The organism is Mycobacterium sp. PTI7, from assembly GCF_056679845.1.
In genome coordinates this window covers 1880537-1896524 of the sequence record NZ_CM155252.1, presented here as the reverse complement: position 1 = coordinate 1896524, position 15988 = coordinate 1880537, and the positions used below count along the sequence as shown (strand labels likewise).

At 70.6% G+C, this 15988-nt stretch carries 15 protein-coding genes and 1 pseudogene; 12 read left to right on the top strand and 4 right to left on the bottom strand.

What is annotated here, in order from left to right; translation table 11 throughout:
- The first annotated feature begins 10 nt into the window (after window positions 1–10).
- On the top strand, window positions 11–628 hold the full coding sequence (locus tag AC1MEY_RS09145; RefSeq protein ID WP_480230334.1) for a TetR family transcriptional regulator: 618 nt from the start codon (window positions 11–13) through the stop codon (window positions 626–628).
- Here the strand turns inward: AC1MEY_RS09145 and AC1MEY_RS09140 are convergent.
- Entirely contained in the window at window positions 598–1911 is a 1314-nt protein-coding gene (locus tag AC1MEY_RS09140; RefSeq protein ID WP_480230333.1) for an acyltransferase family protein, read from the bottom strand. The genes AC1MEY_RS09145 and AC1MEY_RS09140 overlap by 31 nt on opposite strands.
- 134 nt (window positions 1912–2045) lie before the next feature.
- Here AC1MEY_RS09140 and AC1MEY_RS09135 point away from each other — a divergent pair, with 134 nt between their 5' ends.
- From AC1MEY_RS09135 to AC1MEY_RS09125, 3 genes are all read left to right on the top strand, one after another.
- A complete protein-coding gene (locus AC1MEY_RS09135; protein ID WP_480230332.1) occupies window positions 2046–2726 on the top strand; it encodes a VldE C-terminal domain-containing protein in 681 nt (226 codons plus the stop codon).
- A 53-nt stretch (window positions 2727–2779) separates the two neighbouring features.
- A complete protein-coding gene (locus tag AC1MEY_RS09130; RefSeq protein ID WP_480230331.1) occupies window positions 2780–3730 on the top strand; it encodes a hypothetical protein in 951 nt (316 codons plus the stop codon).
- A 213-nt stretch (window positions 3731–3943) separates the two neighbouring features.
- The gene (locus AC1MEY_RS09125; RefSeq protein WP_480230330.1) at window positions 3944–4744 is read left to right on the top strand and encodes a hypothetical protein; all 801 of its coding nucleotides are present in this window, start codon (window positions 3944–3946) and stop codon (window positions 4742–4744) included.
- Window positions 4745–4761: 17 nt separating this feature from the next.
- Here AC1MEY_RS09125 and AC1MEY_RS09120 read toward each other — a convergent pair whose 3' ends face one another.
- Both AC1MEY_RS09120 and AC1MEY_RS09115 read right to left on the bottom strand, forming a co-directional pair.
- Window positions 4762–5799, bottom strand: coding sequence for an agmatine deiminase family protein (locus AC1MEY_RS09120; RefSeq protein WP_480230329.1), 1038 nt, complete (start codon window positions 5797–5799; stop codon window positions 4762–4764).
- Between the two features lie 90 nt (window positions 5800–5889).
- Window positions 5890–6279, bottom strand: a complete 390-nt coding sequence (locus AC1MEY_RS09115) for a hypothetical protein (protein ID WP_480230328.1) — start codon at window positions 6277–6279, stop codon at window positions 5890–5892.
- On the opposite strand from AC1MEY_RS09115, the gene AC1MEY_RS09110 reads away from it, so the two are divergent.
- The 3 genes from AC1MEY_RS09110 to AC1MEY_RS09100 all read left to right on the top strand — a co-directional run bounded on the left by AC1MEY_RS09110 (window position 6272) and on the right by AC1MEY_RS09100 (window position 7649).
- The gene (locus AC1MEY_RS09110) at window positions 6272–6832 is read left to right on the top strand and encodes a 1-acyl-sn-glycerol-3-phosphate acyltransferase (RefSeq protein WP_480230327.1); all 561 of its coding nucleotides are present in this window, start codon (window positions 6272–6274) and stop codon (window positions 6830–6832) included. The genes AC1MEY_RS09115 and AC1MEY_RS09110 overlap by 8 nt on opposite strands.
- Window positions 6833–6923: 91 nt before the next feature.
- Complete coding sequence (locus AC1MEY_RS09105; RefSeq protein ID WP_480230326.1) at window positions 6924–7352, top strand: nitroreductase family deazaflavin-dependent oxidoreductase; 429 nt, start codon at window positions 6924–6926, stop codon at window positions 7350–7352.
- 3 nt (window positions 7353–7355) lie between these two features.
- Entirely contained in the window at window positions 7356–7649 is a 294-nt protein-coding gene (locus tag AC1MEY_RS09100; RefSeq protein ID WP_480230325.1) for a putative quinol monooxygenase, read from the top strand.
- A gap of 199 nt (window positions 7650–7848) precedes the next feature.
- Here AC1MEY_RS09100 and AC1MEY_RS09095 read toward each other — a convergent pair.
- Window positions 7849–8262 (bottom strand): annotated as a pseudogene (locus tag AC1MEY_RS09095) (MBL fold metallo-hydrolase); the annotation flags it as partial.
- A gap of 342 nt (window positions 8263–8604) precedes the next feature.
- Between AC1MEY_RS09095 and AC1MEY_RS09090 the strand changes: the two are divergent.
- The 5 genes from AC1MEY_RS09090 (at window position 8605) to AC1MEY_RS09070 (ending at window position 15987) form a co-directional block, all read left to right on the top strand.
- Window positions 8605–8769, top strand: a complete 165-nt coding sequence (locus AC1MEY_RS09090; protein WP_480230324.1) for a hypothetical protein — start codon at window positions 8605–8607, stop codon at window positions 8767–8769.
- Between the two features lie 169 nt (window positions 8770–8938).
- Complete coding sequence (locus AC1MEY_RS09085) at window positions 8939–10972, top strand: toprim domain-containing protein (RefSeq protein ID WP_480230323.1); 2034 nt, start codon at window positions 8939–8941, stop codon at window positions 10970–10972.
- A gap of 13 nt (window positions 10973–10985) precedes the next feature.
- Window positions 10986–13124, top strand: coding sequence for a DNA gyrase subunit A (locus AC1MEY_RS09080; protein WP_480230322.1), 2139 nt, complete (start codon window positions 10986–10988; stop codon window positions 13122–13124).
- A gap of 57 nt (window positions 13125–13181) precedes the next feature.
- Window positions 13182–14432, top strand: coding sequence for an HNH endonuclease signature motif containing protein (locus AC1MEY_RS09075; protein WP_480230321.1), 1251 nt, complete (start codon window positions 13182–13184; stop codon window positions 14430–14432).
- A 55-nt stretch (window positions 14433–14487) separates the two neighbouring features.
- Window positions 14488–15987 carry a serine hydrolase domain-containing protein gene (locus tag AC1MEY_RS09070; RefSeq protein WP_480230320.1) on the top strand — a complete coding sequence of 500 codons (1500 nt, stop codon included), beginning with the start codon at window positions 14488–14490 and terminating at the stop codon, window positions 15985–15987.
- Window position 15988: the final 1 nt, after the last annotated feature.

Here is a 15988-nt window from a genome sequence, read left to right as displayed (position 1 = left end):
CGATGAGACGATGGCACGACCCCGGACCGCGACCCTCACCAGGGACAAGGTCGTCGACGCCGCGATCGACTTGATCGGCGCGCACGGTCTGGAGGCGTTCAGCCTGCCGAAGCTGGCCTCGACCCTCGGCGTCCGCGCACCGTCGCTCTACCACTACTTCACCGACAAGGACGATCTGTTGGCGTCGGTCGCGCGGGTCGTGGCCACGCCGACCGTCGACCCCGGCGCGCCCACCGGCGACTGGATGGACGTGCTGGTCGGCCAGGCCGTCGCCCTGCGCAGCAGGATCGTCGCGCACCCGCACTGCGCGCCTCTGCTGGTCCGCTTCATGCCGCGTGACGACATGTTCGGCGAGTACGAGCAGACCTGCCAGTTCCTGTCCGCCGCCGGGGTTCCCGCGCGCCTGCACGTCTCGATCGTGGACGGGCTGACGGCGCTCACGATCGGGGCCGCCTTCCTCCGCGAGAACGCCGCGGACTACGCCGACAGCGGGCCGGGTCCCTCGCCCGACGCGGCCACCCATCCCGCGCTGCGCGACGCCCTCGACGCCGTCGAGGGGCAGAGCCCCGACGAGTTGTTCGCGGGCTTCCTGCGCTGCTACCTGGCGGGTGTGCTGCGCGACGCCTGACCTGCGCTGACCCGGGCCGCCGCGGCGGCGCCCACGAAGCAGGCCAGCGAGGTCCAGCCCTCGACGCCGTCGAGGCCGTTCTTCGCCATCAGCACCAGCGCGACGCCCGCGGCGCAGATCAGCGCACCGGCGACGACCGAGCGGACACCGGTCGACGTCACCGAGGCGTCCCACCACGGCAGGCGCCGGTGCTCGAGCGGTGAGAGCAGCCAGAACGCCGCGGCCATGACGACCGCGAAGACCACTGCCCGCAGCGCCAGCAGACCCCAGAAGCCGGGGGCGTCGACGTCCCAGGCGTCGAGGCCGACGGCGTGCAGGGCGAAGGTGGCGACGGCGATGGCCGGGATGTGCCACAGGTAGATGGTCATCGCGCCGCCGTTGCCGACCTTGACCACGTGCCACACCCGGGGCCGCTGAGCCCATCGCCGGATCGGGTCGGCTGCGGCGACGAACAGGCAGGACATCCAGGTGCAGTGCAACGCGAGCAGCAGCGTGGGCGGCGAGACGTTCGACAGGCGTTCGGCACCGGTGACCACCAGCGACACCTCGTAGGGGCCGGCGATCACGAGCGCCACCTGCGCCGCCAGCGCGGTGGCTGCGACGACGAGCGCGGCACGGCGGCTGATCAACGACTTCGCGTAGGCGACGCCGATCACCACGGGGATCAACCAGACGACGACGAAGTTGAGCGCACCCGCCTCCGGGGTGCCGACGGCGATGCGGACGGCGTCGATGCCGGCGGCGCCCGCGAGCAGTCCCGCGACCACGGCGGCGACGGCCCGGCCGGTGCGCAGCCGGGTCAGTGCCGGCACGAAGGCCAGCGCCACCAGGTAGACGCCGAGGAACCACAGCAGCGCGACGGATTCCCGGCCGATCCCGGCGGCGGACTCGGCGCCGAGGACGAGCCGCACGACCAGCAGGCCCACCGACCAGGCGGCGAGGTACCAGAACACCGGCCGGCACAGTCGCTGCGCCCGCGCGAACAACCAACTGCCCCAAGCAATTCCGTTCTGCCAGCCGTAGGCACCCGCGGCACCCCCGGCCAGGAAGAACAGCGGCATCACCTGCACCACCCACGTGATCGGTGCCAGCGGTGGCACCTCCCCGAGCAGGTTCCCGATCCGCAGGCCGCGGGTGTCGATCGTGGCCAGCAGCAGTGCGCAGTGCCCGAACATCACCACCACGAGGGCGGCGATGCGGGCGACGTCGACGGCGCGGTCGCGGCCCAGGCGCGTGCCGTCGGCGGCGACGCGCGGGTCCGACGTGGTCTCCGAGAGCGGCATGTCTCAAGCATGCCGGGTTCGCGTGCGCCGGGCCACGAGTAGGACTACGCGTTCGCCGACTACGGGGGCGATGCCCCCACCTGCGGAAACCGACGTTTCGGTCCCACCGTTACCTTGCTGTTATCGTGCCATTCATGGGACGGCACTCGATGGCCAAGCCCCGGCGCCGCCGCCGCTGGTCGGTCGCCGTGGCTGCCGTCGTCGTTCCCGTCGCCGCGTTCCTGTCGTCGGGCACCGCGAGCGGCCCCTCGACGGCCGGTGCGACGGCCGCACTCCAGGCCAGCGGGGCCGAACTCGTCGCCGCACCGGTGCCGGTGCGCGCCATGCGGAACGCCGCGTTCGTGTTCAACCCCGATGCCGGCGAGTCGGTGGTGCTCAGCGCCAGCGCCGCGAGCCGCAGCCACCGGCGCGTACTGCCCCAGGGTGTCGCCCCCGAGACCGGCCTGCAGGTCAAGACCATCTTGGCGGCACGGTCCGTCAGTGCCGTGTTCCCCGAGGTCACGGCCATCGGCGGGCTCCGACAGGACTATCTGAAGTGGCATCCCAACGGTCTCGCGATCGACGTGATGATCCCGGGGTGGGACACCGATGCCGGCAAGGCACTAGGCAACGAGGTGGTGGCCTACGTGCTGGCCAACAAAGAGCGGTTCGGCCTCGACCACGTCATCTGGCGGCAGATCATCTGGTCGAAGAGTCGTGCGGCCCCGCACGTGATGACGCACTCCGGGTCCGCCGACGCCGACCACTTCACCCACGTGCACATCGCCACCGAGGGCGGCGGTTACCCGACGGGCCTCGAGACGTACTTCGGCTGACGGTGTCGCTCGTCATTCGGGGACACGGCGCACCGTGCGTTACGTTGCACTCGATGCGTTCCACGATGACCCTGCTCGCCGTCCTCCTGGGGATCGCGCTGACGATCGCGGCGCCGCCCGCGGGCGCCCAGCCGCCGATGCCCGACCTCGGCGGTTACGACCAGGTGGCCCCCGAGCCGTTCCTCTCCCCCGTCGGCGAGGCCTACTTCCAGACACCCGACGGGCTGCTGTGCGCGATCCTGCCGGCCCGCGGCACCGCCGGCTGTGACGGACAACTCCCCGCCACGCTGCTCGGCGTCAACGAGATCGCGATGGCCGACGACGTCGACTCCCGAGGTCTGCGCGCCACCGCCAACTCACGCTTCGTGAAGACGTCCGGCGACGCCGCCCCGGTGCTGCACGACGGTCAGAAGCTCGTGGTCGGCGACATCGAGTGCGCCGTCGGCCCCGGGCCGCGGACCGCGTGCACGAAGGGCGCCCCGGTGGCGCAGTGGATGGTGATCTCACCCAGCCGCACCGGCATCGGTCCCGCCACCGACGGCCTGCCCGCGGGCTTCCCCGACCCGAACGACTACGTCGTGGGCGACGACACCTACGTCGTCGGCTCGGGCCCCAAGAACCTGTTCCCGGTCTTCACCGTCGACGGCGGGCTGACCTGTTCGATCGTCGTGTTCAGCGGCGGCGAGATCGGTTGCGACGGCCCGCTGCCACGGGTCACCGGCGGCGAGAACGAGGTCTTCACCCAGCTGCCCGGCCCCAGCGGCATCCGCCGCGTCGACGACGGCAAGTTCGACACCCCGGCGTACCCCGGGAACGTCCGGAAGCTGCCCGTCGGATACCGCATCAACGGCATCGGATCGACGTGCATGGCCATCACCGGCGGGGTCGCGTGCTACGGCGCGATCGGCGGTCCCGCACAGGGTTTCAAGGTCACCCCGGAGGGCACGACGACGTTCGGCGGCTCCGCGCCCGTGCCCGTGCCGGCCGTCCCGCCGGGCCGCTGACGTCCCTTCCTGCGCCAGTAGTGCCCGACACGGCCGATCGGTGCCGGCTCCGTCGCCGGTGACGGGGACCCCCGTCGCAATCGCACCCATGTCGGACCGCGTGGCTAACCTGTCCCCAGGGGAAAGTCGATCGGCGCCCGTCCTCCGGGTCGGTGGCGATCGGTGGGTGACGGCGGCCGGCACGTCCGCCGAGGCGGCGGCAAGGGGGGCACGATGGCGAACGACTCCAATGACGGTGTGGGCAAGGTCGTCGGTGGTGTCATCTTCGGGGCCTTCGTCATCGTCTCGCTCATCCCGAAGGAGGTCTGGATCGCCCTGGGCGTGCTCGCCGTCGTCGCGATCCTGATCGCCGGAACCTCCTGGGCGGTATCCGCGAACGCGAGGCGTCGTGAAGAGGCGGCGGCGCGGGCGGAGGAGGAACGCCGTGAACGGGCCGCCACGGAGAAGCGCGAGCGTGAGGAGAATGCGTTGCGGCAGAAGCAATTGCGTCTCAAGCTCCTCGGCCGACAGAACGCGACGCGAGTCGAGACCGCGCTCGCCGCGATCAAGCAGGTGAAGGCCTCGGAGGCCGCTCGAGCCGGATGGCTCGGCGACGTCGACTTCACCTCCGACATCCGCGAGATCACCGACAAGTTCCAGAAGGCGTACGCGCTGCAGGACGTCGCGAGCCAACTGTCCGCCCTGAGCAAGCCGAGTCCCGACGATCGCAAGATCCTCAAGGAGGCGAAGGACACCGCGGCGGAACTCGAACACGCAGCCAGGCAGCGGGTCGAACTCATCGGCCAGTGCGCCACCGAGGCGCGCCGCATCGACGAGTCGTTGCGCACCGAGCGCGAGGACGCACGCGTCGCCGAGCAACGCGCCAAGCTGCACGGAAAGCTGGGCGGCATGCTGTACGGCATCGAGGCGGCGCCGACGTCGACGCCGACCGACTCCGCGGCCGATGCGGTGATGGCGCGAGTGCAGGCCTACCGCGAGATCAAGAGTCAGATCGCGCAGGCGCGGGGGCACTGACGCGGTGGGGCGAGCGGCTACGACGCCCCGAGCCGCGGCTGCTGCTGGGTGATGCAGTGGATGCCGCCGCCGCGCGCGAAGATGGGCCGCGCGTCGACGCTCACCACCCGCCGGCCCGGATAGGCGTCGCCGAGGATCTCGCCGGCGCGCCGGTCGGCCGACTCCTCGCCGAAGCCGCAGGCGATCACGCCGCCGTTGACGACGTGGTGGTTGACGTAGCTCCAGTCCACGAAACCGTGGGCGTCACGCAGCGTGGCGGGCGCGGGCACGTCGATGACGTCCCACGCGCGGCCCGCGGCGTCCGCCGTGGTCGCCAGGGCCGCCCGCAGCTCCCGCATCACCTGGTGGTCGGGGTGCTCGGGGTCGGCCTGAGCGTGCAGGAGCAGACGGCCCGGCGACGGGATGGTCGCCACGATGTCGACGTGGCCGTTGGTGCCCAGATCGTCGTAATCCCTTGTCAGACCACGGCGTAACCAGATGGCGTGCGTGGCACCGATCGTGCGCGCCATCTCCGCCTCGACCCGCTGCTTGTCGGCGTACGGGTTCCGCCGCGGGTCCAATTGCACGGTCTCGGTGAGCAATACGGTGCCCGCGCCGTCGACGTGGATGCCGCCGCCCTCATTGACCAGGGTCGAGCTGACGATCTCGGCGTCCACCAGGGGCGCGACGGCGCGGACCACCTCCGCCGACTTCGTCCACTCCGCCCAGTCCGGTGACCCCCACCCGTTGAAGGTCCAGTCCACCGCCCCGAGCACGTCGGGGCGGTCGTCGTCGACGACGAACGTGGGACCGAAGTCACGCATCCAGAATTCGTCGAGCGGCACCTCGACGACGTCGATCTCCGCGGACAGCATCCGGCGCGCCCGCTCGATCTCGGAGGGATCGACCACCATGCTCACCGGTTCGAAGTCGAGGACGGCGTGCGCCACGTCGGTCCACGCGGTGTAGCACTCCTCGCGAGCCGCGGTGGTGTCGCCCATCGTGTAGCCCTCACGGGGGAACGCCATCCACGTCCTGTCGTGTGGAGCCGTCTCTGATGGCATGCGCCAAGACATCGGTACCGTCCTTCTTCCTGGAACACCGTCCGTGCCGGACTGCGCGCACGGTACGTCACCGTCGGCAGCAGGGCGCATCCGACGTGAGTATCACCCAAGGCGCTCCCGGCCGACGACCGATGCGGAATGATCGCGCAGGCGCCACCCGACCAGTCGAAGGAATCCGTGCCCGACAGCGAATCGCAGGACCACGACGACGTCGAGAACCTCGCCGACGCACTTCTGTCGGCGATGGAGGAGGACGCCGAGGCCGAGGACACCTCGACGGACCTCATCGGCGCTGCGGCGGGCGCCTTCCGCCGGCTCGCCATCGAATTCGTCCGCCGCTACAACCGCCTCGAGGTGACCACCGAGCTGACGGCGCCCGACGGACCCGTCCTCTTCGTGGCGAACCACGGCTTCGGCGGGATCTTCGACCTCAACGTCTTCGCGGTGAGCGCCACGCTCGAACAGCTCGAGCTTGGAGCGCGAGGTGATCATCCTGACCCACCAGCTGGCGTGGACGCTGGGGGTGGGCAGCCTGATCGAACCCCTCGGTGCTCGGCCGGCCAGTCAGCAGTCCGCCGAGGAGGCGTTCGCGCGGGGCGACCACGTCGCCGTGTTCCCCGGCGGGGACGTCGAATCGGCCAAGGCGTTCGACGAACGCAACCTCGTGAAGTTCGACGGACGTTCGGGCTTCGCCCGGCTCGCCATCGACGCCGGCGTCCCGATCGTCCCCATCGTGACCGCCGGCGCGGGCGAATCCCTGCTGGTGATCTCCAGCGGCGAACGTCTGGCCCGGGCTCTCCGCCTGGACAAGCTCCTCCGCCTCAAGACGGCCCCGATCAGCGTCTCGCTCCCGTGGGGTCTGAACGTCGGCGCCGTCGGCCTGCTTCCCTACCTCCCGTTGCCCACCAAGCTGCTCACCCGCGTGCTGCCCGCCATGCCCGCGGCCGACGGCGAGGACGCCGAGCAGTATGCGGCCCGCGTCCACACCGCGATGCAGGCTGCGCTCACCGACATGACCGCAACGCGAGTGCCCCTCATCGGCTAGCGGGGAATGAATCCCCGACGCCGACCGCTGACCACAGGTGGCGCCGTCACGACGCCGACCGACTTCGCCCACGCACCACGAGGAGACGCCCGTGCCGGAAGCCATCGACTTCGACGAGATGAATCGCAAGGTCATCGCCGAGTTCCGCGAGAACGGCGGCACGGCAGGCGGCGTGTTCGAGGGCAAGCCGCTGGTGCTCGTGCACCACACCGGCGCCAAGTCCGGCACCGAGCGCATCGCGCCGCTGGTGCCCTACGTGGACGGCGATCGCCTGTTCATCTTCGCCAGCAAGGGCGGTACGGACACCAACCCGGACTGGTACCACAACCTGGTGGCCCACCCCGACACCGTCGTCGAGTACGGCACCGAGACGTTCAACGTGACGGCCCGGCTGCTCACCGGTGCCGAACGCGACGAGGTCTACGCCAAGCAGGTCGAGGTGGAGCCCCAGTTCGGGGACTATCAGCGCAAGACCGAGCGCGTCATCCCGGTGTTCGAACTGCAGCGCGTGGGAGGCTGAACCATGGCGATCACCGTGCTGCTGGAATTCACGCTCAAGCCCGAATCAGTCGCCGAGGCACGGGAGTTGATGGGGCGCGAGCTCCAGACGACCCGCGGCTTCGAGGGCAATCTCGCGACCGACGTCATCGTCGACGAGGACGATCCGGCCCACTGGGTCATCTACGAGCGCTGGGAGTCCGTCGAACACGACGAGGCGTACCGCGCGTTCCGGGCCGGCGAGGGCAAGATCGCGGGACTCCCGCCACTGCTGGCGGCCCCACCCGTGAAGATCCGGTACCTCGACACCGACGTCTGAACCCAGACCGACGCGGACCGACCCGAGTCGGGGTCAGTCCGCGTCGGTCGCCGGCCCCGGGTGGAACGACGCCCACGGACCGAGGGCGAATTCGTCGCCGCGCCGACGGATCTCGAGCGCGCCCGCGCCGCCGAAGTGCGCCGGTATCAAGGTCGCCGGCGAAGACGGCCCGATCGCCGCGGGACGACAGCAGGAGCACCGAGTTGCCGGGCGTGTGGCCGGGGGCCGACTCCAGGACGAGGTGTTCATCGATGGTGTACGTCTCGTCCCAGAGCACGGCCTGCCCCGCCCGGTGGATCGGGGCGACGCTGTCGGCGTAGACCAGGCGATCCACCTCCTGCAGACCGTCGCCGCCGTCGGGACCGAAGTGCGCATCGTCTGCGGCGGGGATCAGGTACTGCGCGTGGGGGAATGCGGGCACCCACTGACCGTCCCGGTCGACGGTGTTGCCGCCGACGTGATCGACGTGGACGTGGGTGTTGACCACCACGTCGACGTCGGCGGGATGGACGCCCGCCACCGCGAGCGCGGCGAGCAGGTCGCTCGGCCGCCTGTCGAAGTACGGCGCCATGCCGGGCCGGTCACGATCACTGCCGGCACCCGTGTCGACCACGATGGTCCGCCCGGCGCTCCGCAGGACCCACGTCTGCAGCGCGATGACCACGCGGTCCGTATCGGGCTGCCAGTGGTCGGGCGCCAGCCACTCGGCGTTTCGCGTCCAGGTCTCGGACGGCACGTCCGGCAGGAAGTCGGCAGGGGGCAGGAACGGTTCGTGCCATTCGACGACGCGGATGACCTCGACGTCACCCAACCAGATGCTCTGCACGCGATCGTCGGCGTTCACGCCTCCATCGTGGACGCTCCGCTCGTGGGAGGGCTGGAAGCGCGCCGGACGGCCGACGGGGTCGGCACTACACTTCGGTCAGCGAGACACTGCGCCGGCGAGGGGAACGTCATGTCGAACATCCCGCCGCACCTGCCGGAGCGGTTCCAGCATCCGCCGGGGCCGCCGCCACCGCGGAGCGGGTTCACCGTGACGCGGACGTCGCTGCTGATCACGGGTGCCGTGGTCGCCGTCCTGCTCGCGCTTCTCGTCGTCCTCATCGTGGCCACGACGTAGGACTCCCCGCCGTCGTGTCCGATCGGGAGACTCGCTCGGCGCACGGGCCGGACGTCGCCGGCGTCGCCGCTATGAGTCTGCTCATACCCCCGCCGCGGCTGCACGACGATGTCCGATCGGCCGTCTACCATTCCTGCGGCACACCCATGACCGATGGAAGGGGCGAGCAGTGAGTTATACCGCCGCCGACATCACCGAACTCGACGATGTCCAGCACACACGCCTGCGACCGGCGGTCAACCTCGGGCTGGACGTCCTCAACACCGCACTGCGCGAGCTGGTGGACAACGCGATCGAAGAGGTCGCCGACCCGAGCCACGGCGGATCCACCGTCACGATCACCCTGCACGCCGACGGATCCGTCAGCGTCGCCGACGACGGCCGCGGACTGCCCGTCGACTCCGACCCCGTGAACGGCAAGAACGGCATCGTCAAGACGCTGGGCACGGCGCGAGCGGGCGGCAAGTTCTCCGTGCACGCCGACGCCGCGAGCACCGGAGCGGGCCTGAACGGGATCGGCGCCGCTGCCGCGGTCTTCATCTCCGCGCGTACCGACGTGACCGTGCGCCGCGCGGGCAAGACCTACGTGCAGAGCTTCGGCGGCGGCTACCCGGGCACGTTCGAGGGCAAGGACTTCGACGCCGCCGCCCCGTTCACCCGCGCCGACGCCCAGAAGCTACGCGGCGCCGCCAACCGCAAACCCGACGCACATGGCACGGACGTGCGCATCCTCTTCGACGCGACCGTGGTGCCGGACTCGACCGTGGACGTCAACGAGGTGCTGCTGCGGGCGCACGCGGCGGCGCGCATGTCCCCCGGCGTGCACCTCTACGTCGTCGACGAGGGCTGGCCGGGCGACGAGGTGCGGCCCCAGCTGCTCGAACCGTTCAGCGGCCCCTGGGGAACCGACACGCTGCTCGACCTCATGTGCGTCGCCGCCGGCACCCCCGTGCCCGGCGTGCGCGCGGCGGTCGACGGGCGCGGCGAGTACACCACCGGCCGCGGGCCGACCCCGTTCCGCTGGTCCCTGACCGCCGGCCCCGCCGAACCGGCCACCGTCTCGGCGTTCTGCAACACCGTGCGCACGCCCGGCGGCGGATCGCACCTGACCGCAGCGGTGAAGGGACTGTCCGAGGCGCTGGCCGACCGGGCGTCACGCATCCGCGACCTGGGACTGGCCAAGGGCGAGGACGGCCCGGAGGCACAGGACTTCGCGGCGGTGACCGCACTCGCCGTGGACACCCGGGCGCCCGACGTGGCGTGGGACTCCCAGGCCAAGACCGCCGTGTCGTCCCGGTCGCTCAACGTCGCGATGGCGCCCGACGTGGCCCGCAGCGTCACCATCTGGGCCGCCAACCCGGGCAACGGCGACGCCGTATCGCTGTGGACCAAGCTCGCGCTCGAGGCCGCCAGGGCGCGGCGCAGCGCGGAGGGCGCCAAGGCCCGATCCCGTGCCGCGTCGAAGGCGAAGGGGCTCGGCACCAACCTCTCCCTGCCGCCGAAGCTCCTGCCCAGCCGCGAGACCGGACGTGGGTCGGGCGCCGAACTGTTCCTGTGCGAGGGCGACTCCGCGCTGGGCACCATCAAGGCTGCCCGCGACGCCACCTTCCAGGCGGCCTTCCCGCTGAAGGGCAAGCCGCCCAACGTGTATGGGTTCACGCTGAGCAAGGCGCGGATCAAGGACGAATTCGACTCGATCGAGCGGATCCTGGGCTGCGGAGTCCGCGACAACTGCGACCCGGAGTCCTGCCGGTACGACCGGATCCTCTTCGCATCCGACGCCGACCCCGACGGCGGCAACATCAACTCCAGCCTCATCTCGATGTTCCTGGACTTCTACCGGCCGCTGGTCAAGGCCGGGATGGTCTACGTGACGCTGCCGCCGCTGTTCGTGGTCAAGGACGGCCAGGAGCGGATCTACTGCCAGGACGAGTCCGAGCGCGACGCCGCCGTGACCCAGCTGCGCGCCACCTCGCGACGCAAGGTGGAGGTGCAGCGCAACAAGGGCCTCGGCGAGATGGACGCCGACGACTTCTGGAACACGGTGCTGGATCCGCAGCGGCGCACCGTCATTCGGGTGCATCTCGACGACGGCGACCCGAAGCTGCATCACACCCTCTTCGGCGGGCCGCCCGAGGGTCGGCGGACGTGGATGGCGGACGTCGCCTCCCGCGTCGACACCGCTGCTCTCGATCTGACCTAGGAGAACGACGACCGTGACCGCCACCCTGGACGTCCCCGAGCAGAACCCGGACCTGGTGCTCGACCAGAGCGCCGACGACTACTGGAACCACTACCAGCTGACGTTCGCGCTCTACAGCGTCAGCGACCGTGCCATCCCGTCGGCGTTCGACGGGCTCAAGCCCGGCCAGCGTCGCCTGCTCTACCAGATGCACGAGTCCCGGCTGCTGCCCGGCAACAAGCCGCAGAAGTCGTCCAAGGTCTGCTCGGCGGTAACCGGCAACCTGCACCCGCACGGCGGGGCGTCGATGTACGGGGCGGCCGCGCTGATGGCCGCGGAGTTCCAGCGCGTGAAGGTCATCGACGGACAGGGCGCGTTCCCCCGCATCCAGGGCGACATCCCCGCCGCCGACCGGTACACCGAGATGCGGCTGTCGGCGCCCGGCGCCGCGTTGACCGCCGAACTCGACGACCACGCCGTACCGATGGTGCAGACGTTCGACGGCGAATGGGTCGAACCGACGGTGCTGCCCGCGCGGTGGCCGGTCCTCCTGTGCAACGGCGCCGTCGGCATCGCCGAGGGGTGGGCCACCAAGGTGCCGGCCCACAACCCGCGCGAGATCATGGCCGCCTGCCGGGCACTGCTGAAGACGCCGAACATGACCGACGACCGGTTGGTCAAGATGATCCCCGGCCCCGATTGGGGCTGCGGCTCGACGGTGGTCGGCACCGCCGGCCTGCGCGAGTACATCACCACCGGCCGCGGGCTGTTCACCGTGCGCGGCACGGTCTCGGTGGACGGCAAGAACGTCATCGTGACCGAGCTGCCGCCCGGAGTCGCGAGCAACACCGTGCAGGAACGGATCCGGGCGCTGGTCGAATCCGGCGAGCTGGCCGGCGTCGCCGACATGTCCGACCTGACCGACCGCCGCAACGGCCTGCGGATCGTGGTGACCGCGAAGCGCGGCCACAGCGCCGAGCAGATCCGCGAGCAGCTGCTCGCCCTCACGCCGCTGGAGTCTTCGTTCGCCGCCAGCCTCGTCGCGCTCGACGAGGACCGGGTGCCGCGCTGGTGGTCGGTACGGGAACTGATCTCGGCGTTCCTGCACCTGCGTGACTCGGTGGTGTTGCGCCGCAGCGAGTATCGGCTGGAGAAGGTCGCGGCGCGGCGCCATCTGGTGTCGGGTCTGATGACGATTCACCTCGACATCGACGCCGCGGTCGCCGTGATCCGCGGCTCCGACACCGTCGACGAGGCCCGCCAGGGCCTGCAGGACCGGTTCGCCATCGATGCCGTTCAGGCCGATTACGTTCTGGCCCTGCAGTTGCGACGGTTGACCAAGCTCGACGTCATCGAACTGCAGGCCGAGGCCGAGAAGCTCGACGCCGAGTTCCTGGAGTTGACGGAGCTGGTGTCCAATCCCGAGGCACGCCGGGTGGTGATCGACGAGGAACTCGTCGAGACCGCGAAGCTGTTCAAGGGTCCCGAGTTCGACCGCCGAACCGTGCTCGACTACGAGGCCACCCCCACCGTGACGGCCGGCGACGAGGACGGCGCCAAGGAGCGCAAGGTCAACGCCGCGTGGCGACTCGACGATCGCGGCGTCTTCTCGGACAGCCACGGTGATCTGCTGAACTCCGGGCTCGGCTGGGCGGTGTGGACCGACGGCCGGGTGAAGTTCACCAACGGCAGCGGACTGCCGTACAAGATTCGCGACATCCCTGTCGCACCCGACATCACCGGCCTCCTTCGATCCGGCGTGATGGCGCCCGGTTCGCACCTGGCGCTGGTCACGCGCCGCGGCAAGGTGCTGCGCATCGATCCCGCCGCCGTGAACCCGCAGGGCGCCGCGGGCAACGGCGTCGCCGGGGTCAAGCTGGCCGCCGACGGCGACGAGGTGATCGCTGCCCTGCCGCTCACCTGCGGCAACGGCGAGGCGATCCTCTCGGTCTCCGAGAAGGCCTGGAAGGTCACCGAAGTCGCCGACATCCCGGTCAAGGGTCGCGGTGGCGCCGGCGTCGGCTTCCACCCGTTCGTCGCAGGCGAATCGGCGTTGATGGCGGCCGCAGTGTCGGCGACCGGATTCGTCCGCGGCACCAGGGCCGTCCGGGCCGAGAAACGCGCCAAGGCGTCGATCAAGGGATCCGGTGCGGACGTGACGCCGGCGGAGTAGACCCGCTCCCCTCGCGCATCACCCGGACGTGTCGGACCCCTCTGGAATGATGGGGTCATGTCCAGCACGGCAACGGCTTTGGCGCCACCGGCCACCCCGGCCGAGCGCCTCGACGCGCTGTTCGACCAACTGGCCGAGCTGACCGGACAGCGCAACGCCATCGACGGCCAGATCGTCGACATCATCGCCGAGATCGACGGCGACCAACTCTGGGGAGCCACCGGCGTCCGCTCCATCGCCGCCCTCGTCGCCTGGAAGACCGGCGCCGCACCCCGCACCGCCGAAACCTTCGTCGCCGTCGCCCACCGCGCCGACCAGTTCCCCCGCTGCGTCGACGGACTCCGCGAAGGCCGACTGTCTTTGGATCAGGTCGGGGTCATCGCCGAACGCGCCGCCGACGGGTCCGACGACCACTACGTCGACCTCGCCGCCGTCGCCACCGTCACCCAACTCCGCAGCGCCGTGAAACTCGAACCCCGCCCCGACCCCACACCCAAGCCAGAACCCACGTCCTTCATCACCAAGACCGTGGGACCCAACGAGGACTACGTCACCTGGAAGATCCGCCTGCCCCGCCTCGACGCCGCCAGATTCGACGCCGCCCACCAGTCCCACCGCGACGCGCTGATCGCCGACTGGAAGGCCGACCACGATGCGAACTCCGACTCCGGCCAGGCTCCGCCGTTCCCCGACGGCGTCGACGCCTTCATGTCCCTCATCGAGGCCGGCTGGGACACCGACGTGGCCCGCCGCCCCCACGGGCAACGCACCACCGTCGTCGTGCACGTCGACGTCGACAAACCCGCCGCCACACTCCATCTCGGTCCGCTGCTCACCGACGACGAACGCCGCTACCTGCTCTGCGACGCCACCTGCGAAGTCTGGTTCGAACGCCAGGGCCGGCCCATCGGCGCCGGACGGACCACCCGCACCATCAACCGCCGGCTACGCCGCGCCCTCGAGCACCGCGACCAGTGCTGCGCGGTCCCCGGCTGCGGTGCCACCCGCGGTCTGCACGCCCACCACATCGTGCACTGGGAGGACGGCGGCGCCACCGAACTCGACGACCTGATACTGCTCTGCCCCTACCACCACCGGCTGCACCACAGCGGCCGGCTCGGCATCACCGGCACAGCCCACCAACTCGTCATCACCGACGCCGACGGCCGTCACCTCACCGGCGCATCCCTGGCCCGCCCACCCACCACAGCACCACCGGACGTCCCACCCTGCCCCGGCCCACTCGGCGAACGCGCCCAATGGTGGTGGTACACCCCGTTCGAACCGCCACCCACCAACGACAACTAGCGCCCGTCGGTGGCGTCGAGCGCCACCTGATCCCCACCCGACTACGGTCGGACTGGTGAGAAAATCGCGCACCCACCTAGGAGCCGCCGGCGTCGTCGTGTGCACGCTGGCAGCGGCGGCGTGCGGGCAGTCCCCGGTTCTGCCGTCGGGGACGGGTACGTCGACGGTGCGAGCCGAGACCACCACCGCACCGCCGCCCGTGGTCGTCGAGGTGACTCCGACCGGTGACTTCTCCGCGGTGTCGCGTCTCGTCGACGACGCGATCGCGGCGCGACGCCTGCCCGGCGCCGTGGTGCAGGTCGGTCACGCGGGCAAGGTCGTCTTCCGGCAGGCCTTCGGGTCACGCAAGCTCGACGGCGAACCCGGACTCGACGGCGTCCCCGCGCCCGCGGAACCGATGACCGAGGACACCATTTTCGACATCGCCTCGCTGACGAAGAGCGTCGCCACCACGACCGCGATCATGCAGCTCGCCGAGCGAGGGAGGATCCAGGTCGACGACCCGGTGCAGGCGTACTTCCCCGACTTCAACCCGTCCGGCGATCCACGCCGGGCGGCGGTGACGCTGCGCATGCTGCTCACCCACACGTCGGGGATCGCGGGCGATCTCAGCCTGGACGGTCCGTGGGGCTTGCAGAGGGCCGAGAAGGAAGAGGGCGTGCGCCGGGCCCTCGCCGCGTGGGTGGTCTTCGAACCCGGCGCGGGCTTCCACTACTCCGACATCAACTTCATCATCCTCGGCGCGCTGCTGGAGAAGATCACCGGCGAGCCGGAGGACGTCTACGTGCAGCGCAACGTCTTCGAGCCACTGCGCATGTCGGACACCCACTACCTTCCCGCCACGAAGGCGTGCGGACCGCACGACATTCGGGGCACGGCGATTGCGCTGGATGTCCGGGCATCGGTGCCGGAGAACTGCCCGGCCGGGTCCTGGAGCACCGACCTCCTCCAGCGCGTCGCGCCGACGGCCATCGACGAGGACACCCCGGGTATCAACCCCGACATCGGACACCCGCTCCGCGGTACCGTCCACGACCCGACGGCACGGCGCATGGGCGGGGTGGCGGGAAGCGCCGGCGTGTTCACGACCGTGCACGACGTGGGCCTCTTCACGCAATCGCTGCTCGACCGGCTCGCCGACCGGCCCAGCACCTTTCCGCTGACTCGAGCCACCTCGCTGACGATGACGACCCCGCAGCAACCGGGGCACGATCCCGGTCAGGTCGACGCGGCGAACGCCGCCGGAGCGGGTGCCGTGAGCGCCACCGATCCGCTACTGGCCGCCAGTTATCCGGCGATACCGGGCCAGGATCTGCGCGGGTTCGGCTGGGACATCGACACCCCGCACTCCCGGCCGCGCGGCGCCGTCTTCCCCGTCGGCAGCTTCGGCCACACGGGGTTCACCGGCGTCACGTTGTGGATGGACCCGGGATCGGACACGTACGTGGTCATCCTCGCGAACGTGATTCATCAGCGCGGCGGTCCGCCCATCGCCGGGCTGAGCGGTCGTATCGCCACCGAATCCGCACGCGCGCTTCACCTCTACGGGTCGTGAG